Below are 21,302 nucleotides of genomic sequence, written 5' to 3'. Positions count from 1 at the left end.
CCATGTTCCCAGACCGTATCTTCTCCGGCATGCGGCCCACCGGGTCGCTGCACCTCGGCCACTATCACGGCGTGCTGAAAAACTGGGTGCGGCTGCAGTCCGAATACCCGTGTTTCTTCTGCGTAGTCGACTGGCACGCACTGACGACGCACTACGAAACGCCCGAAGTGATCGAAAAGAACGTGTGGGACGTGCTGGTCGACTGGCTCGCCTCCGGCATCGATCCGGCGCAGGCTACGCTCTTCATCCAGAGCAAGGTGCCCGAGCATGCGGAACTGGCGCTGCTGCTCGGTATGAGCACGCCGCTCGGCTGGCTCGAACGCGTGCCGACCTACAAGGAGCAGCAGGAGAAGCTGAAGGACAAGGACCTGTCCACCTACGGCTTCCTCGGCTATCCGGTGCTGATGGCGGCGGACATTCTGTTGTATCGCGGCTCGCTCGTGCCGGTTGGCGAAGACCAGGTGCCGCACGTCGAAATGACGCGTGAAATCGCGCGCCGCTTCAACTACCTGTACGGCCGCGAACCGGGCTTCGAAGAGAAGGCGAATGAAGCGGCCAAGAAGCTGGGCGGCAAGCGCGCCAAGCTTTATCACGAGCTGCGCAACGCCTATCAGCAGGAAGGCGACGACGAAGCACTCGAACAGGCACGGGCGATGTTGCAGGAATCGCAGAGCCTGTCGATGAGCGACCGCGAGCGTCTGTTCGGCTACCTCGAAGGGTCGCGCAAGATCATTCTGGTCGAACCGCAGGCCATGCTGACCGAAGCGTCGCGCATGCCGGGTCTGGACGGCCAGAAGATGTCGAAGTCGTACGGCAACACGATCGGCCTGCGCGAAGACGCGGAAACGATCACGAAGAAGGTTCGCACCATGCCGACCGATCCGGCACGCGTGCGCCGCACCGATCCGGGCGATCCGGACAAGTGTCCGGTGTGGCAGTTGCATCAGGTCTACACGGACGAAGCCACGCACGAATGGGTGCAGAAGGGCTGCCGGACCGCGGGTATCGGTTGTCTCGAATGCAAGCAGCCGGTGATCGAAGGGATTCTGCGCGAGCAGCAGCCGATGCTCGAGCGCGCGCAGAAATACATGGACGATCCGTCGCTGTTGCGCGCGATCGTCGCCGACGGTTGCGACAAGGCTCGCAGGTTCGCCACGGAAACGATGCGTGACGTGCGCGAAGCGATGGGCCTGTCGTACAACTGATCGCGGTGCTGAAGCGATGAGCACGCCCGTTACCACCATGCCGAACGATTCCTCGCACGGAAACGGCGACCCGTCGCGCTGGGTGCGCCACTGGGCGCATCTGGTCGAGGCGGGCGGCGCTGTGCTCGACGTGGCGTCGGGGGCAGGGCGACACGCGCGCTTCTTTGCGTCGCTGGGCCATCCGGTGACCGCGCTCGACCGCGACGCGGCTGCGCTGGACGCCATGCGTGACGAGCCACTCGTCACCACGCTCCAGGCTGACATCGAAGGTGCCGCGTGGCCCTTGCCCGCCGAGGCGAAATTCGCCGGAATCGTGGTCACGAACTATCTGCACCGGCCGCTGTTTCCGCAGTTGATTGGCTCGCTCGCACCCGGCGGCGTACTGGTTTACGAGACCTTTGCGCAAGGCAATGAAAGGGTCGGCAAGCCGTCTAATCCGGCGTTTTTGCTTGCACCCGGCGAGTTGCTCGACGTGGTGCGCGGCCATCTCCGCGTGGTCGCATTTCAAGACGGATTTCTCGCGCAGCCGCGCCCGGCTTACGTCCAGCGGATATGCGCAATTATGGAGGCGGATCGCTCAGCCGAGCGTGCAGATGCGGCACCCCCGCGTTGTTACGAGCTGGCTGGCTAATCCGCTACAATCGCGGTTTACCTGATCAAATTCATGGCGTTTCATGACTAACGGCAATCAAAGCAGCACTGGCGGCGTTCAGATTCGCGGCAGCATCCCTGCCATCATTACTCCGATGCTCGAAGACGGCGGCCTCGATCTGCCGGCGTTTCGCAAACTGATCGACTGGCACATCGCAGAGGGCACGAACGCACTGGTCGTGGTCGGTACAAGCGGCGAGTCGGCCACGCTGACGGTCGAAGAACACGTGCTGATGGTTAAAACCGCAGTCGAGCACACAGCGGGCCGGATTCCGGTGATCGCGGGCTCGGGCGGCAACTCCACCGCTGAGGCCATCGAGCTCACGCAGCAGGCCAAAGCGGTCGGCGCGGACGCCACGCTGCAGGTCGTGCCGTACTACAACAAGCCGACCCAGGAAGGCATCTATCGCCACTTCGCGAAGATCGCCGAAACCGTCGAACTGCCGGTGATCCTGTACAACGTGCCGGGCCGTACGGTCGCGGACATGAGCAACGAAACGATTCTGCGTTGTGCGCAGGTGCCGGGCATCATCGGTGTGAAGGAAGCGACCGGCAACATCGATCGCGCCGCGCACCTGATCAAGTCGGCGCCCGCGCATTTCGGCATCTACAGCGGCGACGATCCTACGGCGATCGCGCTGATGCTGCTTGGCGGCCACGGTAATATTTCGGTCACCGCGAACGTCGCGCCACGCGCAATGAGCGATCTCTGCAAGGCCGCGCTTGCTGCGGACGCAAAGACCGCTCGTGAGATTCATCTGAAACTCCTGTCGCTGCATAAGAACATGTTCGTCGAATCAAATCCGATTCCGGCGAAATGGGCGTTGCAGCAACTGGGTCGTGTGCAGGGCGGAATTCGCCTGCCGCTCACGCCGCTCGACGCGCAATACCACGAAGTGGTGCGTGGCGCGCTGCGCGAAGCGGGCCTGCTGGGCTAAGCGGGCTCATCCCGCTCCCGGCGCTAACGAAAGCCTGTTACCGGCACTCCCTTAACCGACGTCGATCCAGCCCACGTTCCCGGCACACAGAACCAGGCACCGCGTTCCAGCATCACGAAGGACCTCATGAAACGTTCCGCACTTTCCCTCCACGCAACCCGCATGGCGGCGCTGGCGCTTGCCCTGGTGACACTCGCCGGCTGTGACTCGCTGAACGACTGGTTTGCTTCCGACCGCGTCAACTACAAGGGCGCGGGCAGCGCACCGCCGCTCGCCGTTCCGGGCGATCTAACCACCACGCAGACCGATCAGCGCTACGTGGCGCCGCCGGCCAATCTGGCGCTGGGCGGCTCACCGCAACGCGCGGTCACCGCAGCGGGCAATTCCACCGAAGGCCAGCCGAATGCGCAAGACCCGCTGGGCATGCACATCGAGCGTGACGGCGATCGTCGCTGGCTGGTAGTCGACGGCCGCACGCCGGAACAACTGTGGCCGCAGTTGCAGGAGTTCTGGCAGGAGAACGGCTTTGCGCTGAAAACCGATGCGCCGGCCACCGGCATCATGACCACCGATTGGGCTGAAAACCGCGCCAATATTCCGGACGACTGGTTCCGTCGCACGGTCGGCAAGGTGATCGACTTCGCGTACTCGTCGGGCACGCGTGACAGCTTCCGCACGCTCGTTTCGCGCGGTCCGGCTGGCGCCACGGACATCTCGATCACGCATAGCGCGATGGAAGAAATGCTAACGGGCCAGGACAAGACGTCGTCGCGCTGGGAAGAGCGTCCGCGCGATCCGGCGCTGGAAGCGCTGTTCCTGACCAAGCTGATGCAGAAATTCGGCCTGACCGACGCCCAATCCAGGCAACTCCTGACCGACGCACGTCCGGCCAGTGCTCCGGCTACGATCGACCAGAGCGCGGGCGCATCGACGCTCGACTTGCAGGAATCGTTCGACCGCGCCTGGCTGCGCGTGGGTCTCGCGCTCGACCGCACCAACTTCACTGTTGACAACCGCGATCGTTCGAAGGGTATCTACTACGTGCGTTACGCGGACTCGATGCAGGAGCTGAAGAAGGAAGGGCTGTTCGGCAAGCTGTTCTACAGCGGCAATTCGTCGAAGAAGCCCGGTCAGGAATTCCTCGTCAATGTGCGCTCGAAGGGCGACACCGTGACGCAGGTGGCGGTGCTGGACGCGAACGGGCAGGTGGATAACTCGTCCGACGCGCAACGCATCGTGACGCTGTTGCACGCTCAACTGAACTAAGCGGGCTGTGCGCTTCGCCAGTCTCGGCAGCGGCAGTGAAGGCAATGCCATGCTGGTGGAAGCGCAAAGCGGCGCGACCACCACGCGCGTTCTGCTTGATTGCGGCTTTTCAGCCAAGGAAGTCGAGCGGCGTTTAACGCGGCTCGGAGCGGGCGTCGAAGGTATCGACGCTATTCTGATTACGCATGAACACAGCGACCACATTGGCAGCGCGCTGACGCTGGCGCGCAAGTGGTCGATTCCGTTGTACATGAGCTGGGGCACCGCCCGCGCGGTGGGTGCCGACGAAGCCGACGTCGACCTGCAGGTGCTGTGGGGCGATGAAGCGGTGGCGATCGGCGACCTCAGCATCCTCCCCTACACCGTTCCTCACGACGCGCGCGAGCCGCTGCAATACGTGCTCTCCAATGGCGCGAGCCGGCTTGGCGTGCTGACCGACGTCGGCACCTCCACGCCGCACATCAGCGCGGTGCTGAGCGGCTGTGACGCGCTGGTGCTCGAATGCAATCACGATGTACGGATGTTGGCGAGTAGTCGGTATCCGCAATCGCTGAAGGCGCGCATTGGCGGCAATCATGGGCATCTGAACAACGAAGCGGCGGCTGAAATTCTGGCCTCGCTCGACCGTTCGCGCTTGCGCCATCTGGTGGCCGCCCATCTGAGTCAGCAGAACAACTCGCCGGAACTGGCGCAGGCTGCCATGGCGGGTGTGCTGGGTGCCGCGCCGACCGAAGTAGTGGTCGCCTCTCAGGACGAAGGTTTCGCCTGGCTGAGCTTGTGATCCATTCCTGATTGTCTGGCATCCCCGTACGCCGAGATTCGCCGTTAAGGCGCCGGCAGTGCAATGGAAAAAGCCCATGACGATTGCTCGCCATGGGCTTTTTCCTTCAAGACCGGCGTTTTGGCCGTGCCTCGCGTCAGACTTAATTGCGGTTGCCGCCGAAGATGCCGAGCAGCGCGAGCAGGTTGACGAACACGTTGTACAGATCCAGATAGATCGCGAGGGTCGCGGTGATGTAATTCGTCTCACCGCCGTTCACGACGCGCTGGACGTCGAACAGCATGTAGGCCGAGAAGATCACGATGGCTAGCACCGACACCGTTAGCATCAACGCCGGCAAGTGCAGGAACACGTTTGCGACCGAAGCCAGCAGCAGGACGACCACGCCCATGAATAACCACTTGCCGAGACCGGAGAAGTCACGTTTGCTGACCGTGGCGATCGTTGCCATGGACGCGAAGATCACACCAGTCCCACCGAAGGCGAGCATGATCAGCGACGGGCCGTTCGAAAAACCGAGCACGAAGCTCAGGATGCGCGACAGCATCAGGCCCATGAAGAACGTGAAGCCAAGCAGCACGAACACGCCGATTGCGCTGTCTTTAGTCTTCTGGATGGCAAACATGAAGCCGAAGGCGATCGCGAAGAACGCCAGCATGCTCATGCCGGGGCTGGTGGCGGCGAACAGCGAGAAACCGGTTGCCAAGCCTACCCACGCGCCAAGCACGGTCGGGATCATTGACAGTGCCAGCAGCCAATAGGTGTTCCGCAGTACGCGGTTGCGCGTTTCGACCGTGCTGACCGCGCCATTGCGGCCAAAGCTATACGGATGATCGTTCATGGTCTCTCCTTACCTCAGAAGCGTGTTGCGTAATGGTTGTGCTGCGGGTCGTGCCGCGGTTGTGTAGCGGGCCGTGCTGCGCCGGGCGGGATATTTGCCGCTAGTCGCAGCGTGTCCATCCCTAAGATTGATGCGGTGGCACGGAGTTTCAATGCCCGGAAAATGTTCACACAGCTACGCTACCAGCATTCAGAAACTCCTGCTCGGAATCTTTCAATACTGTAAGGGTTCAATCGCAATCATACACGGGAACATGCTACAATAGCGGATTCATTTGAATCTGTAACCTCTTAATTTTTTGGAGTTTTTATGGCGATCGAACGCACCCTGTCGATTATCAAGCCGGACGCAGTGGCCAAGAACGTGATCGGTCAGATCTACAGCCGTTTCGAAAACGCTGGCCTGAAGATCGTGGCTTCGCGCATGGTTCACCTGTCGCGCGCCGACGCGGAGAAGTTCTACGCTGTGCACGCTGCACGCCCGTTCTTCAAGGACCTGGTCGATTTCATGATCTCGGGTCCGGTGGTCGTGCAGGCGCTGGAAGGCGAAAACGCGATCCTGAAGCACCGCGACCTGATGGGCGCGACGGATCCGAAGAAGGCAGAAAAGGGCACGATTCGCGCAGATTTCGCCGACAGCATCGACGCTAACGCGGTGCACGGTTCGGACGCCGCTGAAACGGCCGCAGTTGAAATCGCGTTCTTCTTCCCGCAAGTGAACGTCTATTCGCGTTAAGCGGATTTGGGCGGTTTAAGCGCGTTCAGGCGCGTTTAAGTCGCAGGGGCTGTTCGCGCATTTGGTGCGCAGCCGTTGGATTTGTCGCACGAATCCGCACGAACAGCCCGGCAAAGTAGTAAGGTAAAGCAGCAGGAATGGGCGCGAACGGCATTGCGTTCATGCAGCTTGTTGCATGAATGTAGTCTCGCACTGAAATGGCAGGATTCGATATGACGAGCAGTTCCACCGTCAACCTTCTCGACCTCGACGCCCAAGGGCTTGTCGCCTACTGCGATAGCCTGGGCGAGAAGCCGTTTCGCGCCAAGCAATTGCAGCGCTGGATCCACCAATACAACGCCGCCGACTTCGACGGCATGACCGATCTGGCGAAGTCCTTGCGCGAAAAGCTCAAAGGGCGCGCAACAATCACGATGCCTGGCATCGTTAGTGACAATATTTCGACCGACGGCACACGCAAGTGGCTGATCGACGTCGGCAACAGCAACGCAGTTGAAACCGTTTACATCCCCGAAGAAACGCGTGGCACGTTGTGCGTGTCGTCGCAGGCCGGGTGTGCGGTCAACTGCCGGTTCTGTTCGACCGGCAAACAGGGTTTCTCCCGCAATCTCACCACCGGCGAAATCATCGGCCAGCTGCGTATGGCCGAATTTGCACTGCGCGCGACGCGCGGTACGGACGGTGGGCGTGCCACGGGTGGTGACGGCAAGGGCGAGCGCGTCGTCACGAACGTCGTGATGATGGGCATGGGCGAGCCTCTGCTCAACTACGACGCGGTGGTGCCCGCCATGCGCCTCATGCTGGACGACAACGCATACGGCCTGTCGCGCCGGCGCGTCACGCTGTCCACGTCGGGCGTGGTGCCAATGATGGACCGGCTTGGCGCCGATCTGCCGGTGGCGCTCGCGGTATCGTTGCATGCGCCGAGCGATCCGCTGCGCGACATGTTGGTGCCGCTGAACAAGAAGTATCCGCTGCGCGAATTGATGGCTGCCTGTCAGCGCTATCTGAAAGTTGCGCCGCGAGATTTCATTACGTTCGAATATTGCATGCTCGACGGCGTGAACGACAGCGAAGCGCAGGCGCGGGAATTACTGGCTGTTACGCGCGACGTACCGTGCAAGTTCAACCTGATTCCGTTCAATCCGTTCCCCGAGTCGGGCCTCATCCGCTCGAAACCGGAGCAGATCAAGCGGTTTGCACAAGTGTTGATGGACGCGGGCGTCGTCACCACGGTGCGTAAAACACGCGGCGATGATATCGACGCTGCCTGCGGTCAGTTGGCTGGTGCGGTGAAAGACCGCACGCGCCTCGCTGAGCGCACCGGGAAGGCGGCGAAAGTTATCGAGGTTCGCGCCGTGTAATCGTGCGAGGCAGCAGGGCGCGAACGCTCGGAGGAAAGACACCCGAGCGGGCGAAAAGGCTCCACGCCATCCGCGATTGAAAAGAAAGTTTGCAGAAGCGATCGGAAGCGGCACACAAGGCCGCGCATTTTGTTATAAACGGTCTGCGATTCGGGTGTGAGGCTTTGGCCCATCCGGGTTGCACAAGTGAAAAAGAATCGACGCGAAAGGATTTGGGATGAGTGAGCCGCAGCACCCGCAGCCGCAGGACACAGACGCAAACGAAGGCCATCCGGCGCCGGTCGCACGGGCGGTGGTGCAGCCTGTTGCGCAACCGGACCTGACGGGTCTGGACTCGCTGGCAGCGGTTGGCGCGCGCTTGACTCAATTGCGTGAATCGAAGGGCTGGACGATCGAAGACGTCTCGGCGCGCCTGAAGGTATCCGTCGCCAAGTTGCGTGCGCTCGAATCGGGTGACATCAGCCATTTGCCGGACACGACCTTCGCGCTCGGCGTGGTGCGCAGCTACGCGAAGATGCTCGGCGCCGATCCCACGCCGTTCACGCAGGCTTTGCGCCGCGAGAAGGGTGTGCCTGCGCCGGATCTGTCGATGCCGGCTTCGTCCGGTAAGGATTTGCCGCGCGGCCGCGTATCGCTGTCGCTTGGCGGCAGCGGGCAAAAGAGCCGCTCGTGGTTGTGGGGCATCGCGGCGGTGATCGTCGCCGTGATCGCGCTCGGCATGTGGCATACCAATGGCGGCGAGTCGTCGGCATGGCTCGCACGGTTGAAGGCGAGCGCTAACGGCGCCGCGGGTGGCGCGACCGGCGCATCGGGCGCGGTGGCGCAAGGCCAGGCGGCCGGCTCCGAGGCAACGGCGGAAGACGCTGCTTCCGCGCCGGAAACGCAGGCCGCGGCGGATAACGCGGCGTCGGCTACACCGCTGGCGACCGGTACGGCGCCGTCTTCCGAGCCGGCTGTCACGGCAGCGGCGGTCGCGCCAAAGGCCGGTCCGCAGAGTCCGGCTGCGACGCAAGGCGCGAGCGCGCCGGTAGTCGCCGCGATAGGTTCGCCGGACACCGCGGCACCGGCTGCCGGTGAGGCGATTGTCGCGTTGCGCGTGACGCAAGATAGCTGGTTCAGCGTGCGTAGCAAGGACGGCAAGGAGGTATTCTCCGGCCTCGTGCATGCGGGCGATACGAAGGAAGTGACGGGCGCGGCGCCTTTCAGGATCACGGTCGGCAACAAGGCGGGTCTCGAGTCGCTGACCCTCGATGGCCAGCCGGTCGATCCGTCGAAATATTCGGCAGCCAAGGGCAATGTTGCGCGCTTCGCATTGCCTTGATAGATACGGTGTGCGTCGCGGCCAACCGGTCGCGGCGCTTTTTCAATTCAGGCGCTACGTCTTTTGTGTAGCGCATGCGGCGTAAATGGGTTTTTCGATGCAATCCGAAGCTCAATCCCAATCCAGTAGCAGGATCGTTTCAAACGAGCCGGTGTTTGGCGGCCACGCAGCGCGGCGCAAGTCTCACGCGGTCGATGTCCGTTGGGGCGGCCAGCTCGTCACCATCGGTGGTGATGCGCCGGTGCGCGTGCAGTCAATGACCAACACCGACACCGCGGACGCGATCGGCACGGCGATCCAGATCAAGGAGCTTGCGCAAGCCGGTTCGGAACTGGTGCGTATCACGGTCAACACGCCGGAAGCGGCGGCGGCCGTGCCGGCTGTTCGCGAGCAGCTCGACCGCATGGGCGTGTCGGTGCCGTTGGTCGGCGATTTTCATTACAACGGCCATTTGCTGCTGCGCGACTACCCGGCGTGCGCGGAGTCGCTGTCGAAGTATCGGATCAATCCGGGCAATGTCGGCCACGGCGCGAAGCGCGACACGCAGTTCGCGCAAATGATCGAAGCGGCGGTGAAGTACGACAAGCCGGTGCGGATCGGTGTCAACTGGGGCAGTCTCGACCAGGATCTGCTCGCGAAGATGATGGACGAAAACGCCGCGCGCGCCACGCCGTGGGAAGCGCAGAGCGTGATGTACGAAGCACTGATCCAGTCGGCGATCGGCTCGGCCGAGCGCGCGGTCGAACTCGGTCTCGCGCGCAACAAGATCATTCTGTCGTGCAAGGTCAGCGGTGTGCAGGACCTGATCGCCGTTTATGGCGAGCTGGCGCGTCGTTGCGAATTCGCGCTCCATCTCGGCTTGACCGAAGCGGGCATGGGTTCGAAGGGTATCGTGGCGTCGACCGCTGCGTTGTCGGTGCTGTTGCAGCAAGGCATTGGCGACACGATCCGTATCTCGTTGACGCCGGAACCGGGTGGCCCGCGCACGGGCGAGGTGATCGTCGGGCAGGAAATTCTGCAGACCATGGGGCTGCGTTCGTTCACGCCGATGGTGATCGCGTGTCCGGGTTGCGGCCGTACAACCAGCACGTTGTTCCAGGAACTGGCGTCGCAAATCCAGACCTATCTGCGCACGCAGATGCCTGCGTGGCGCGATCAGTATCCAGGTGTCGAGAAAATGCACGTGGCGGTGATGGGCTGCATCGTCAACGGCCCGGGTGAATCGAAGCAGGCGAATATCGGCATCAGCTTGCCGGGTTCGGGCGAAAATCCGGCTGCGCCAGTGTTCATCGACGGCGAGAAGGTCAAGACGCTGCGCGGCGATAACATCGCGCAAGAATTCCAGCAAATCGTGAGTGACTACGTCGAGCGCCGCTATGGCCGCGCCGAAGCACTCAACTAAAAACCGTCAATCGAAGACAGATGACTGAACAGAAGAAAAAGCTCGAAAAGTTGTCCGGCGTGAAGGGCATGAACGACATCCTCCCGCAGGAAGCCGGGCTGTGGGAGTTTTTCGAAGCGACCGTCAAGTCGATGCTGCGTTCGTACGGATACCAGAATATCCGTACGCCGATCATCGAGCATACGCAGCTGTTCAAGCGCGGCATCGGTGAGGTGACCGATATCGTTGAGAAGGAAATGTACAGCTTCACCGACGCGTTGAACGGCGAAAATCTGACGATGCGCCCGGAAAATACAGCGGCTGTCGTGCGCGCGACGATCGAGCACAACATGTTGTACGACGGTCCGAAGCGTCTGTGGTACATCGGCCCGATGTTCCGTCACGAGCGTCCGCAGCGCGGCCGTTACCGGCAGTTCCATCAGGTCGGTGTGGAAGCCTTGGGTTTCTCCGGCCCGGACACCGACGCTGAAATCATCATGATGTGCCAGCGGTTGTGGGACGACCTCGGCTTGATCGGTATCAAGCTCGAACTCAATTCGCTGGGTCTCGCGGAAGAACGCGCGGCACATCGCGTCGAGTTGATCGCCTACCTTGAAAAGCACATGGACGTGCTCGACGAAGAGGCGAAGCGCCGTCTGTACACGAACCCGCTGCGCGTGCTCGACACGAAGAATCCGGCGATGCAGGAAGTCGCGCAGAACGCGCCCAAGCTGATCGATTTTCTCGGCGAAGAATCGCGCGCGCACTTCGAAGGCCTGCAGCGCATTCTGAAGGCGAACAACATTCCGTTCACGATCAATCCGCGTCTGGTACGCGGCCTCGATTATTACAATCTGACCGTGTTCGAATGGGTGACCGACAAGCTTGGCGCGCAAGGCACGGTCGCGGCCGGCGGCCGTTACGATCCGCTGATCGAGCAGCTCGGCGGTAAGCCGACGGGCGCTTGTGGCTGGGCAATGGGCGTTGAGCGTATCCTCGAGTTGCTGAAAGAAGAGCAGCTCGTGCCGGAAGACGAAGGTTGCGACGTTTACGTGGTCCATCAGGGCGACGCCGCACGCGAACAGGCCTTTATCATCGCCGAGCGTTTGCGCGATACTGGCCTCGACGTGATTCTGCATTGCAGCGCGGACGGCCAGACGGCGAGCTTCAAGTCGCAGATGAAGCGTGCTGACTCGAGCGGCGCGGCATTCGCGGTGATCCTCGGGGAAGACGAGATCGCCAACGGCACGGTCGGCGTCAAGCCGCTACGCGATGCAGGCGCTAACGGCGGTAAAAACGAGCAACATAACGTGCCCGCCGAAGACTTGACCGAATTTCTAATCAATGCGATGGTTGCAACCGCCGAAGACGGCGACGACTGATCGCGATGTCGTCGGGCCCCCTGGCTCGACACGCACACGTATCAAGAAAGAGGAAATCGCCGGGCGATGAGTTACCACGACGAACAAGAATCGATTGAAAGTCTGAAAGCATGGTGGACGCAATGGGGTAATGCCACCACGTGGATCGTGCTGGTGGCATTGGTCGCCGCAGCGGGCTGGAACGGCTGGAATTTCTGGCAACGGCGCCAGGCGACGGAAGCCGCCGTGCTGTATGACCAGGTGCAGCAAGCTGTGGCATCGGGCGACAAGGCGAAAATCACGCGTGTCGCCACCGATATGGAAGACAAGTTCAGCCGCACCGCGTATGCGCAGATGACCGCGCTGGGCGCCGCCAAGGCGCTGTACGCCGCAGGCGACGAAGCCGCCGCGAAGGCCCAGTTGCAATGGACCATCGATCACGCGAAAGACGACGAGTTCAAGCAGATCGCCAAGCTGCGTCTGGCATCTCTGCTGCTCGACGACAAGGCGTACGATCAGGGCCTCGCACTGCTCGCCGAACCGCAGTCCGATGCGTTCAAAGGCATTGTGGCGAACGGCCGCGGTGACCTGCTTGCTGCTCAAGGCAAGCGTGACGATGCGCGTGCGGCCTACAAGCTCGCGCTCGACTCGCTGTCGAAAAACGATAGCTCGGCTCGCCAGTTGATACAGTTCAAGCTGGACGCGCTGGGCGGCTAATCGCCGCGTGCAGTGCGCCGCATGTAACGACCAACCGGTCTCCTTTAATTAATTTCCTGAATGCTTCGTCCACCGATGAATCTGCTGAAACGTTACGCTGTGCCCGTTGCCTGTGCGATGACCGTCCTCACCCTGGCGGCTTGCTCATCCGCGAAAGACGAGCGCCGCGTGCCGACGCCGCTCACCGAGTTCAAACCCGTGCTCGACGTGCAGCAGGCGTGGAAGACAAGCGTGGGCAAGGCGGGTCGTTACCTGTTCTCGCCGGTCGCGGTCGGCAACGCGGTGTACGCGGCCGGTGCGAACGGCTCGGTTGCGAAGATCGATGCGCAGACCGGCAAGGACATCTGGCGCGTCAAGCTGCATGACGATCTGTCGGCGGGTGTCGGCAGCGACGGCACGCTCACGGCGGTCGGCGGCCTGAAGGGTGATGTCTACGTGCTCGGCGCGGACGGCAAGCAATTGTGGACTGCCAAGGCGCCTGGCGAAATCATCTCGCCGCCGCTGGTCGGCAACGGCCTCGTGGTGGTGCGCACGGTCGACGGTCAGATCGTCGCGTTCAACGCGCAAACCGGTGAGCAGAAGTGGAACTACCGCAACCGCGCGGTGCCGCTCAATCTGCGCGTCTCGTCGGGCATGACGTTCGCGGGCGATGCAGCTGTGCTGGCGGGCTTCCCGGGTGGCGCGTTCGCCGCGATCAACGTGCAGACCGGCGACAACTACTGGCAGACGCCGGTGTCGTATCCGAAGGGCGTGACGGAAGTGGAGCGCATCAATGACGTGACGGGGCCGCCCACGCTGATCGGTTCGGAAACATGCGCGGTGACGTTCCAGGGCCAGATTGGCTGTTTCGATGCGAACTCGGGCCGCGCGCTGTGGGAAAAAGCGTTTTCGAGCACGAGCGGCCTAGCGCAGGATGACCGCGCCGTGGTGGCGGCCGACGACTGGTCGGTGGTGCAGGCGTTCGATGTCAGCAATGGCGCGCCGCTGTGGAAGAACGACAAGCTGAAGAACCGCGACCTCGGTGTCCCGTTCATCCTGGGTCACGCCGCCGTGCTGGGCGACTATCAGGGTTACGTGCACTTCCTGTCGCGCGACGACGGCACACTCGTGGCCCGCGCGAAGACCGACGGCACCCCAATTACCGCAGCGCCGGTGCTGGCCGGCGAGACGCTGGTTGTGCAGACGCACGACGGCGACCTGTACGGCTACCGCCCGCGCTAAGCGCGCAGGCCATAATAGGTAGTCAAGCGTGCAGGCCGGCTTCGCCGGCCGCACGCGTTTTTGTAGTGCAGCAGAGTAATCAGAAATATTCCGCCGGACTGGCTGGTCCGGCGAGTCGGATCAGAAACGGCCCAAGTGGCCATCGGTGGCTGCTTGCGGCGCCATCTTCGACGCCAATCCTGGTCGATACCGCAGAGAATCGTATCGAACTGGTGTGCGAGCCGTTGAGCAAGAAAGACTGAACCTGGCGGCCCGTTGGCGCCGCCCCATACAGCCAAACCCCCGTCCGCCCGGGTGCGCATATTGACAGCACATCCGGGGCTGGCCGAATTCGTGATAATTTTCGTCAAACGCTGCCGTGTAGCGGCCGCATGGCGTCGCTACGCGGGCGGTCGATTTCGATCCCGCGTTTCACCGTGAACAACATCTGATGAAACCCGTTATTGCCCTGGTTGGGCGCCCCAATGTGGGGAAATCCACGCTATTCAACCGTCTCACGCGCACGCGTGATGCACTGGTTGCCGACCTGCCCGGTCTCACCCGTGATCGCCATTACGGCGAGGGGCGCGCCGGTGACCGGCCGTATCTGGTCGTCGATACTGGCGGCTTCGAGCCGGTCGCGAAAGACGGCATCCTGCATGAGATGGCGCGTCAAACCCGTCAGGCGGTCGAGGAATCGGACGTCGTCGTGTTCATCGTCGACGGCCGCAACGGTCTCGCGCCGCAAGACAAGACGATCGCCGATTATTTGCGCAAGGTTGGCCGGCCGATCTTCCTCGTCGTCAACAAGGCGGAGGGGATGAAGTACAGCATGGTGTCCGCCGACTTCTACGAACTCGGTCTCGGCGACCCGCGCGCGATTTCCGCGGCTCACGGTGACGGCGTCACCGAAATGATCAATGAGGCCCTCGGCGTCGCGTACGCCGGCCAGCCGGAAGAAAGCGACGAGGAAAAAGAAACGCGCGGCGTGAAGATCGCGATCGTCGGCCGGCCGAACGTCGGCAAGTCAACCTTGATCAATGCGCTGGTGGGCGAAGAGCGCGTGATCGCGTTCGACATGCCCGGCACCACGCGCGATTCGATCTACGTCGACTTTGAACGGCAGGGCAAGCCGTACACGCTGATCGACACGGCCGGTTTGCGCCGCCGTGGCAAGGTGTTTGAGGCGATCGAGAAGTTCTCGGTGGTGAAAACGCTGCAGTCGATCTCGGACGCGAACGTCGTGATCCTGCTACTCGACGCGCAGCAGGACATCTCGGAACAGGATGCTCACATCGCCGGCTTCGTGGTGGAGCAGGGCCGCGCGCTGGTGGTGGGTGTGAACAAATGGGACGGTCTCGATCCGCATGTGCGCGAGCGCACCAAGGCAGACCTCGAGCGCAAACTAAAATTTCTCGACTTCGCCAAATTCCATTTCATTTCCGCTGCGGAAAAAACCGGAATCGGCCCGCTGATGCGCTCGGTCGACGACGCCTATGCCGCGGCGATGGCCAAGCTGCCGACGCCGAAGTTGACGCGTGCGCTGATCGACGCAGTGGAATTCCAGCAGCCGCGCCGACGCGGTCCGGTGCGCCCGAAACTACGGTACGCGCACCAGGGCGGACAGAATCCGCCGATCATCGTGATTCACGGTAACGCGCTCGATGCGATCACCGAAACGTACAAACGCTACCTCGAAAACCGCTTCAGGGAAACTTTCAAGCTGATCGGGACTCCATTGCGCATAGAGTTCAGATCGTCGACGAACCCTTACGCGGACAAAGGCTAAACCCAGGCTGAAAGCCGCGTGTGTGTTGGGTTTGGCCGTCAGGGCCGCCCTCTCGCGCAAAAATGAAAATCGGCTATAGTGTAGCGGTTGACGGCGGATCTCTTTTTCTTCGTCGTCAATTTAGTCAACCTGCAAAAAAATACGGAGTTTGCTATGAGCAACAAAGGGCAATTGTTACAAGACCCGTTTTTGAACGCACTGCGTAAAGAGCATGTGCCGGTGTCGATCTACTTGGTCAACGGCATCAAGCTTCAAGGAAACATCGAATCGTTCGACCAGTACGTCGTGTTGCTCAGGAATACGGTCACCCAGATGGTCTACAAGCACGCAATTTCTACTGTCGTGCCTGCCCGTCCGGTGAATTTCCACCCGGATTCCGAACAGTCCTAACCCCCGTCGCGGCCGGCGTAGCGTCGCCCGTTGGCGATTACTCCCGGCCGCCTCATTTTGATACCCTCCAATTTGATCAATGCAGCGCTTGTCGGCATCGACTTCGGTAAGATCGATTTCGAAGCCAGTCTCGAAGAACTCAGCCTGCTCGCGCAAAGCGCGGGCGCGAATCCCTTAGTCACCCTCACGGGGCGCCGGTCCAGTCCCGATGCCAAGATGTTCGTCGGCAGCGGCAAGGCCGAAGAATTGCGTCTTGCCTGTGAGGCGAACGACATCGAACTCGTCATTTTCAATCACGCTCTGGCACCTGCGCAGCAGCGCAATCTGGAGCAGGCGCTTAATCGCCGCGTGATTGATCGCACCAGCCTCATCCTCGATATTTTTGCGCAACGCGCCCGCAGCCATGAAGGCAAGCTCCAGGTGGAGCTCGCGCAGTTGCAGTACTTATCGACGCGGCTAATCCGCGCATGGACCCACCTTGAACGCCAGAAAGGCGGTATTGGTTTGCGCGGCCCTGGCGAAACGCAGCTCGAAACCGACCGCCGTTTGATCGGCGAGCGCATCAAGGCGCTGAAGACCAAGCTCGAAAAACTGCGCCGTCAGCACGGCACGCAGCGCCGTGCGCGCAGCCGTAACCAGACGATGTCCGTGTCGCTCGTCGGCTACACCAACGCGGGCAAATCCACACTTTTCAATGCGCTGACGAAGGCCCAGGCCTACGCCGCCGACCAGCTGTTCGCTACGCTGGATACGACCTCCCGCCGTGTCTATCTCGGCGACGAAGCTGGCCAGGTGGTGGTATCCGACACGGTGGGTTTCATCCGCGAATTGCCTCACCAACTGGTGGCGGCTTTTCGCGCCACGCTCGAGGAAACCATCCACGCCGACCTGCTGCTGCATGTGGTCGACGCGTCGAGCGCCGTGCGCCTCGATCAGATCGATCAGGTAAACGAGGTATTGCACGCAATCGGTGCAGACACGATCCGTCAGGTGCTGGTGTTCAACAAGATCGACGCCGTGCCTGAGTTGGCGGCCCGTGGCGACGCGGTCGAGCGGGATGAGTATGGTAATATTTCGCGCGTCTTTTTGAGCGCGCGCACGGGGCAAGGGCTGGATACATTGCGCGCTGCCATCGCTGAAATCGCTACTGCCGAACCTCTCTCCGATACGCAGGTCGATCTATCGGAAGAAGACCGGTCGGCAGCACCACGCGAGGACCGTAAGGTCTCAGAACTCGGGCACTGACCCGCTCCAATTGCACTGACCCGCTGTCTACTCTGGTGAACGAACACAGGTGAACGATTACAACGAGCGGAGTATCTGGCTGCGCATGCGCGCCATGCTGTCACTGAACGATCCGCGCTGGGGCCGGGGCGACGGCAATGGCGACCGCCAACGACCCAACGAACCCAAGCGTCCGCCGAACAAGAACGGTGAAGGCCCGCCTGATCTCGACGAGATGTGGCGCGATTTCAACCGCCGTTTGAGCCGGGTGTTCGGCCGCAAGGGCGGTGGTGCGGGCGGCGGTGGCCGTCCGGACAACGGTCGCGGCGCGCGCATCGGCGTGGGCATCGTGATCGGCGTGTTGATCGCGATCTATCTCGGCAGCGGCGTGTTCGTCGTGCAGGATGGCCAGGCCGGCGTCGTGATGCAGTTCGGCAAGTATCGCTACACAGCGGGGCAGGGTGTGCATTGGCGCCTGCCGTATCCGTTCGAAGCGCATGAGCTCGTCAATATCGGCCAGATCCGTCAGGTGGAGGTCGGCCGCAACAACGTGGTGCGTCTTGCCAACGTGAAAGATGCGTCGATGCTCACGCACGACGCCGACATCGTCGACGTGCGCTTTGCCGTGCAGTACCAGGTGAGCAAGCCGACCGATTATCTCTTCCGCAGTGTCGATCCCGAGCAGAGCGTGATGCAGGCCGCTCAGGCGGCGGTGCGCAGCATCGTCGGTGCGCGCAGCGCCAACGATATCCTCTATCAGGATCGCGAAACAATCCGCCAGCAACTGATGGCGTCGATTCAGCAATCTCTGGATGAATACCAGTCCGGTCTCGCCGTGACCGGAGTGACGATCCAGGGCGTGCAGGTACCCGACCAGGTGCAAGCCGCTTTCGACGATGCGGCCAAAGTGCGTCAGGACAATGAGCGCGCCAGGCGCGAGGCGCAGGCTTATGCCGCCGAGTTGCTGCCGCGCGCGCAAGCCGACGTCGCGAGCCAGATCGACGCTGCGAAAATGTATAGCGACAAAACCGTGGCCCAGGCGCAAGGCGATGCTGAGCGCTTCAAGCAGGTCTACGCGCAGTACTCGAAAGCGCCCGCGGTGATTCGCGAGCGCATGTACCTGGAAACCATGCAGCAGATCTATTCGAATACGACCAAGGTGTTTGTGGACAGCAAGAGCGGCAACAACGTGTTGTATTTGCCGCTCGACAAGCTGGTCGAGCAGACTCGTCAGCGCGTTGCTGACGCGGCCGCGGCCGCTTCCGGCGCTGCCGCTGCGTCGGGTGCTGCCGTGCCGCAAGCCGCGAGCAGCGCCGCCGCACCGTCTGCCGCAGCACCGGCTGCCGCAGCTTCCGCACCCGCTGCGGTCGCAACGCCTGCCAGCCAGGCGGCAGCCAGCAGCGACGCGCTGCGTTCACGCGACTCCTTCCGCAGCCGTATGCGCGAAGACGACGTTCAATAAGGAGCGCACACCATGAACAAGATCATTGCGCTCGTCGTCGCCTTAGTCATCGTACTGTTCGCCGCATCGTCGATGGTATTCGTGGTCGACCAGCGGCACCTGGCTGTGCTGTCATCGCATGGCGACGCCGCTCCCACTTTGCTCGGCCCCGGTCTGCACGTGAAGCTGCCGCCGCCGTTGCAAACGGTCACGCTGGTCGATAACCGCATCCAGTCGCTCGACGCACCGGATGAAGATCGCTACGTCACGTCGGATAAAACCGATCTGCTGGCCAACCCGGTTATCAAATATCGTGTGACCGATCCGCTGAAGCTGCTCGCTGAAACCAGGGGCGACGTGCAAAGCCTGTCGGACCGCCTCGCGTTGCTGTCGCGCAGTGCGCTCGGCGACGCGTTCGGCAAGGTCACGCTGACCGACGCGCTTGCGAAGCAACAAGCCATTGCCGACGAAGCACGCGGCACGATGGATAAAGCCGCGGCATCGCTGGGCGTTTCGGTGCTCGACGTGCAACTCACGCGTGTCGACTTCCCGGCGGCAATGGCCGACTCGGTCTACAAGCGGATGATTGCCACACGCGAACAGGCTGCGGCTGACGAACGTGCGAAGGGCTCGGCCGAGGCTGACCAGATCAAGGCAGACGCCGTCGGTCAGCAACAGGCGATTCTCGCGGACGGCTATCGCCAGGCGCAGACTATCAAGGGCGAGGGCGATGCCAAGGCTGCGGAGATCGCCGCCGAAGCGTACGGCAGCGACCCGCAGTTCTACCAGTTTTATCAAAGCATGCAGGCGTACAAGAACACCTTCAAGCCAGGCGACGTGATTGTGGTCGACCCGAGCAGCGAGTTCTTCCGCTTCATGCGTAGCCCGACCGGTGGCACCGCCCCGGACGCTCCCGCGGTTCCGCGCAAACACTGATAACCGGAACGCCGCGGCATCCGCATCGCGGCCCCTTCATTCGCATGGACATAGCCGGCTCGTTACTGCTCGCGATCGCATTGATGCTGATTATCGAAGGGATGTTTCCCTTCGTTTTTCCGAGCGCCTGGCGCGACACGTTCCGTAAAATAGCGGAGCGGCCCCCGCATCAGATTCGCGTCGGCGGGCTGCTCGTGATGGTGCTCGGGCTGATCCTGCTGTTTGTCGTGACCTGAAGGGGCGCAGCGGCCGCGGTTGCGCTGGCGTCAAACGCGACAAGCGCGGCAACAGCGAGCACTCCGGCGCGGGCCAGGTTTGGCCAAGAGGCTGCTAAAGGGCCGCGAAGGGGCTGCAAAGCGCAGTCCCGATGCCTGCGATAGCCGCCAGAATAGAGCCGTCGCCCGCCATTCACACTCATTTACCGGCGCACCCAGTCGCCGTGTTCAACGTCGTAGGACTGTATCGATGTCGACCTGGTTACTTCCCGAGAATATCGCCGACGTGCTGCCGTCGGAAGCCCGCAAGATCGAAGAGTTGCGGCGCCACTTGCTGGACCGTTTCCGCTCGTACGGCTACGAGATGGTGATGCCGCCGCTGCTCGAGTACATCGAGTCGCTGCTCACCGGCGGCGGGCGCGATCTGGATCTGCGCACATTCAAGCTCGTCGATCAGCTGTCCGGGCGCACGCTCGGTCTGCGCGCCGACATTACGCCGCAGGTCGCGCGTATCGATGCGCATCTGCTGAACCGTCAGGGCGTGACGCGTCTTTGCTATGCCGGCAATGTGGCGCATACGCGTCCGCGCGGTTTGCACGCTACGCGTGAGCAGATCCAGATCGGTGCAGAAATTTATGGCCACGCCGGCCTCGAAGCGGATCTGGAAATCCAGCAGTTGATGCTCGACGCGCTGCGTCTGGCCGGACTCGCGAAGGTACGGCTCGATTTGTGTCACGCAGGGGTGCTGGCCGCGTTGATCGAAGCGGAGCCAGCTGCTGCCGAGTTGGGTCAATCGCTCTACGACGCATTGGCCGGCAAGGATGTGCCGCGCCTCGTCGAGTTGACTGCCAATCTCACGCCGGTCACGCGCGACGCATTACGTTCGCTCCCCACGCTCTATGGCAATGCGTCGGTGCTCGATGAAGCGCGTGCACGCCTGCCGAACGCACCGGCCATCGCCCGCGCGCTCGACGATCTCGCGTTCCTCGCAAGCCAGGTGGACGGCGCCGAAGTGATGATCGACCTCGCCGATTTGCGCGGCTACGCGTACCACAGCGGTGTGATGTTCTCGGCGTATGTCGACGGTGTGCCGAATGCGGTTGCGCGCGGCGGCCGTTACGACCACGTTGGGCAAGCCTACGGCCGTGCGCGTGCGGCCACCGGCTTCTCGCTCGATCTGCGTGAGGTCGCGCGTATTTCACCCGTCGAAGCCCGCAGCAGCGCGATTCTCGCGCCGTGGCAGCACGACGACGCGCTGCGCGTCAGCGTCGCCGCATTGCGTGACGCCGGAGAAGTTGTGATCCAGGCGCTGCCTGGCCACGAACACGATCTGGACGAGTTCGCCTGCGACCGCGTGTTGGTCGAGCGCAACGGCGCGTGGGTCGTCGAACCCCGTTCCTGAGCGCGAGTCGATAGGCCGCCTGAGGGGCGTCCCAAGGGCATTTCAGCAGGCGTCCAAAGCGTCGCCGGACCCGGTGCGGCCACTCGCCGTGCTATTTTCGATATACCCACCATAACGTGCATACCGTTGAGCGGAAACGGAAAA

The 21,302-nt window shown here is 62.2% G+C and carries 20 protein-coding genes; 19 read left to right on the top strand and 1 reads right to left on the bottom strand.

Annotation, left to right across the window (positions count from 1 at the left end):
- Positions 1-2: 2 nt before the first annotated feature.
- The 5 genes from PQQ52_RS10335 to PQQ52_RS10315 all read left to right on the top strand — a co-directional run bounded on the left by PQQ52_RS10335 (position 3) and on the right by PQQ52_RS10315 (position 4,841).
- Positions 3-1,205 carry a tryptophan--tRNA ligase gene (locus PQQ52_RS10335; protein WP_408210028.1) on the top strand — a complete coding sequence of 401 codons (1,203 nt, stop codon included), beginning with the start codon at positions 3-5 and terminating at the stop codon, positions 1,203-1,205.
- A gap of 16 nt (positions 1,206-1,221) precedes the next feature.
- Entirely contained in the window at positions 1,222-1,836 is a 615-nt protein-coding gene (locus tag PQQ52_RS10330) for a class I SAM-dependent methyltransferase (protein WP_408210026.1), read from the top strand.
- A 43-nt stretch (positions 1,837-1,879) separates the two neighbouring features.
- Positions 1,880-2,794: a 4-hydroxy-tetrahydrodipicolinate synthase gene (gene dapA / locus PQQ52_RS10325; protein ID WP_408210024.1), complete on the top strand. Its 915-nt coding sequence runs from the start codon at positions 1,880-1,882 to the stop codon at positions 2,792-2,794.
- A gap of 126 nt (positions 2,795-2,920) precedes the next feature.
- Positions 2,921-4,060, top strand: coding sequence for an NlpB/DapX family lipoprotein (bamC, locus tag PQQ52_RS10320; RefSeq protein WP_408210021.1), 1,140 nt, complete (start codon positions 2,921-2,923; stop codon positions 4,058-4,060).
- Positions 4,061-4,067: 7 nt separating this feature from the next.
- Positions 4,068-4,841: an MBL fold metallo-hydrolase gene (locus PQQ52_RS10315; protein WP_408210018.1), complete on the top strand. Its 774-nt coding sequence runs from the start codon at positions 4,068-4,070 to the stop codon at positions 4,839-4,841.
- 142 nt (positions 4,842-4,983) lie between these two features.
- Here PQQ52_RS10315 and PQQ52_RS10310 read toward each other — a convergent pair whose 3' ends face one another.
- Positions 4,984-5,682 (bottom strand): Bax inhibitor-1/YccA family protein, encoded by a 699-nt coding sequence (locus PQQ52_RS10310; protein ID WP_408210015.1) that lies wholly within the window; start codon positions 5,680-5,682, stop codon positions 4,984-4,986.
- 309 nt (positions 5,683-5,991) lie between these two features.
- Between PQQ52_RS10310 and ndk the strand changes: the two genes are divergently transcribed.
- The 14 genes from ndk (at position 5,992) to PQQ52_RS10240 (ending at position 21,158) form a co-directional block, all read left to right on the top strand.
- Positions 5,992-6,417, top strand: coding sequence for a nucleoside-diphosphate kinase (ndk, locus tag PQQ52_RS10305; protein WP_012433533.1), 426 nt, complete (start codon positions 5,992-5,994; stop codon positions 6,415-6,417).
- A 212-nt stretch (positions 6,418-6,629) separates the two neighbouring features.
- Positions 6,630-7,781 carry a dual-specificity RNA methyltransferase RlmN gene (rlmN, locus tag PQQ52_RS10300; protein WP_121112351.1) on the top strand — a complete coding sequence of 384 codons (1,152 nt, stop codon included), beginning with the start codon at positions 6,630-6,632 and terminating at the stop codon, positions 7,779-7,781.
- Positions 7,782-7,998: 217 nt separating this feature from the next.
- Positions 7,999-9,102, top strand: a complete 1,104-nt coding sequence (locus PQQ52_RS10295; protein WP_408210012.1) for a helix-turn-helix domain-containing protein — start codon at positions 7,999-8,001, stop codon at positions 9,100-9,102.
- Between the two features lie 85 nt (positions 9,103-9,187).
- The gene (ispG, locus tag PQQ52_RS10290) at positions 9,188-10,504 is read left to right on the top strand and encodes a flavodoxin-dependent (E)-4-hydroxy-3-methylbut-2-enyl-diphosphate synthase (RefSeq protein WP_408210009.1); all 1,317 of its coding nucleotides are present in this window, start codon (positions 9,188-9,190) and stop codon (positions 10,502-10,504) included.
- A 20-nt stretch (positions 10,505-10,524) separates the two neighbouring features.
- Positions 10,525-11,865, top strand: a complete 1,341-nt coding sequence (hisS, locus tag PQQ52_RS10285; protein WP_408210006.1) for a histidine--tRNA ligase — start codon at positions 10,525-10,527, stop codon at positions 11,863-11,865.
- Positions 11,866-11,931: 66 nt separating this feature from the next.
- Entirely contained in the window at positions 11,932-12,561 is a 630-nt protein-coding gene (locus PQQ52_RS10280) for a YfgM family protein (RefSeq protein WP_325047344.1), read from the top strand.
- A 75-nt stretch (positions 12,562-12,636) separates the two neighbouring features.
- Positions 12,637-13,782 (top strand): outer membrane protein assembly factor BamB, encoded by a 1,146-nt coding sequence (bamB, locus tag PQQ52_RS10275; RefSeq protein WP_408210003.1) that lies wholly within the window; start codon positions 12,637-12,639, stop codon positions 13,780-13,782.
- 430 nt (positions 13,783-14,212) lie between these two features.
- The gene (gene der / locus PQQ52_RS10270) at positions 14,213-15,550 is read left to right on the top strand and encodes a ribosome biogenesis GTPase Der (RefSeq protein ID WP_408209996.1); all 1,338 of its coding nucleotides are present in this window, start codon (positions 14,213-14,215) and stop codon (positions 15,548-15,550) included.
- Between the two features lie 153 nt (positions 15,551-15,703).
- The gene (hfq, locus tag PQQ52_RS10265; RefSeq protein WP_006051315.1) at positions 15,704-15,940 is read left to right on the top strand and encodes an RNA chaperone Hfq; all 237 of its coding nucleotides are present in this window, start codon (positions 15,704-15,706) and stop codon (positions 15,938-15,940) included.
- Positions 15,941-15,970: 30 nt separating this feature from the next.
- Entirely contained in the window at positions 15,971-17,185 is a 1,215-nt protein-coding gene (hflX, locus tag PQQ52_RS10260) for a GTPase HflX (protein ID WP_408209993.1), read from the top strand.
- A 49-nt stretch (positions 17,186-17,234) separates the two neighbouring features.
- The gene (gene hflK, locus PQQ52_RS10255; RefSeq protein WP_408209990.1) at positions 17,235-18,626 is read left to right on the top strand and encodes an FtsH protease activity modulator HflK; all 1,392 of its coding nucleotides are present in this window, start codon (positions 17,235-17,237) and stop codon (positions 18,624-18,626) included.
- A gap of 12 nt (positions 18,627-18,638) precedes the next feature.
- On the top strand, positions 18,639-19,541 hold the full coding sequence (hflC, locus tag PQQ52_RS10250) for a protease modulator HflC (RefSeq protein WP_408209987.1): 903 nt from the start codon (positions 18,639-18,641) through the stop codon (positions 19,539-19,541).
- Between the two features lie 44 nt (positions 19,542-19,585).
- The gene (locus tag PQQ52_RS10245; RefSeq protein ID WP_408209984.1) at positions 19,586-19,777 is read left to right on the top strand and encodes a DUF2065 domain-containing protein; all 192 of its coding nucleotides are present in this window, start codon (positions 19,586-19,588) and stop codon (positions 19,775-19,777) included.
- Between the two features lie 229 nt (positions 19,778-20,006).
- Positions 20,007-21,158, top strand: coding sequence for an ATP phosphoribosyltransferase regulatory subunit (locus PQQ52_RS10240; protein WP_408209982.1), 1,152 nt, complete (start codon positions 20,007-20,009; stop codon positions 21,156-21,158).
- The last annotated feature ends 144 nt before the right edge of the window (positions 21,159-21,302 follow it).

This window comes from Paraburkholderia sediminicola, assembly GCF_046030555.1.
Lineage (GTDB): Bacteria > Pseudomonadota > Gammaproteobacteria > Burkholderiales > Burkholderiaceae > Paraburkholderia > Paraburkholderia sediminicola_E.
The sequence above is the reverse complement of the archived record's forward strand: the minus strand, read 5'-3'. Positions and strand labels throughout refer to the sequence as shown.

What these genes read in the sequence shown, in the direction of transcription:
- ispG (WP_408210009.1), top strand. Translation starts at nt 9,188, where the DNA reads ATGGGTTTTTCGATGCAATCCGAAGCTCAATCCCAATCCAGTAGCAGG.
- dapA (WP_408210024.1), top strand. Translation starts at nt 1,880, where the DNA reads ATGACTAACGGCAATCAAAGCAGCACTGGCGGCGTTCAGATTCGCGGC.
- PQQ52_RS10335 (WP_408210028.1), top strand. Translation starts at nt 3, where the DNA reads ATGTTCCCAGACCGTATCTTCTCCGGCATGCGGCCCACCGGGTCGCTG.
- hflC (WP_408209987.1), top strand. Translation starts at nt 18,639, where the DNA reads ATGAACAAGATCATTGCGCTCGTCGTCGCCTTAGTCATCGTACTGTTC.
- ndk (WP_012433533.1), top strand. Translation starts at nt 5,992, where the DNA reads ATGGCGATCGAACGCACCCTGTCGATTATCAAGCCGGACGCAGTGGCC.
- PQQ52_RS10330 (WP_408210026.1), top strand. Translation starts at nt 1,222, where the DNA reads ATGAGCACGCCCGTTACCACCATGCCGAACGATTCCTCGCACGGAAAC.
- PQQ52_RS10280 (WP_325047344.1), top strand. Translation starts at nt 11,932, where the DNA reads ATGAGTTACCACGACGAACAAGAATCGATTGAAAGTCTGAAAGCATGG.
- PQQ52_RS10240 (WP_408209982.1), top strand. Translation starts at nt 20,007, where the DNA reads ATGTCGACCTGGTTACTTCCCGAGAATATCGCCGACGTGCTGCCGTCG.
- hfq (WP_006051315.1), top strand. Translation starts at nt 15,704, where the DNA reads ATGAGCAACAAAGGGCAATTGTTACAAGACCCGTTTTTGAACGCACTG.
- bamC (WP_408210021.1), top strand. Translation starts at nt 2,921, where the DNA reads ATGAAACGTTCCGCACTTTCCCTCCACGCAACCCGCATGGCGGCGCTG.
- bamB (WP_408210003.1), top strand. Translation starts at nt 12,637, where the DNA reads ATGAATCTGCTGAAACGTTACGCTGTGCCCGTTGCCTGTGCGATGACC.
- hisS (WP_408210006.1), top strand. Translation starts at nt 10,525, where the DNA reads ATGACTGAACAGAAGAAAAAGCTCGAAAAGTTGTCCGGCGTGAAGGGC.
- PQQ52_RS10310 (WP_408210015.1), bottom strand. Translation starts at nt 5,682, where the DNA reads ATGAACGATCATCCGTATAGCTTTGGCCGCAATGGCGCGGTCAGCACG.
- rlmN (WP_121112351.1), top strand. Translation starts at nt 6,630, where the DNA reads ATGACGAGCAGTTCCACCGTCAACCTTCTCGACCTCGACGCCCAAGGG.
- der (WP_408209996.1), top strand. Translation starts at nt 14,213, where the DNA reads ATGAAACCCGTTATTGCCCTGGTTGGGCGCCCCAATGTGGGGAAATCC.
- PQQ52_RS10295 (WP_408210012.1), top strand. Translation starts at nt 7,999, where the DNA reads ATGAGTGAGCCGCAGCACCCGCAGCCGCAGGACACAGACGCAAACGAA.
- PQQ52_RS10245 (WP_408209984.1), top strand. Translation starts at nt 19,586, where the DNA reads ATGGACATAGCCGGCTCGTTACTGCTCGCGATCGCATTGATGCTGATT.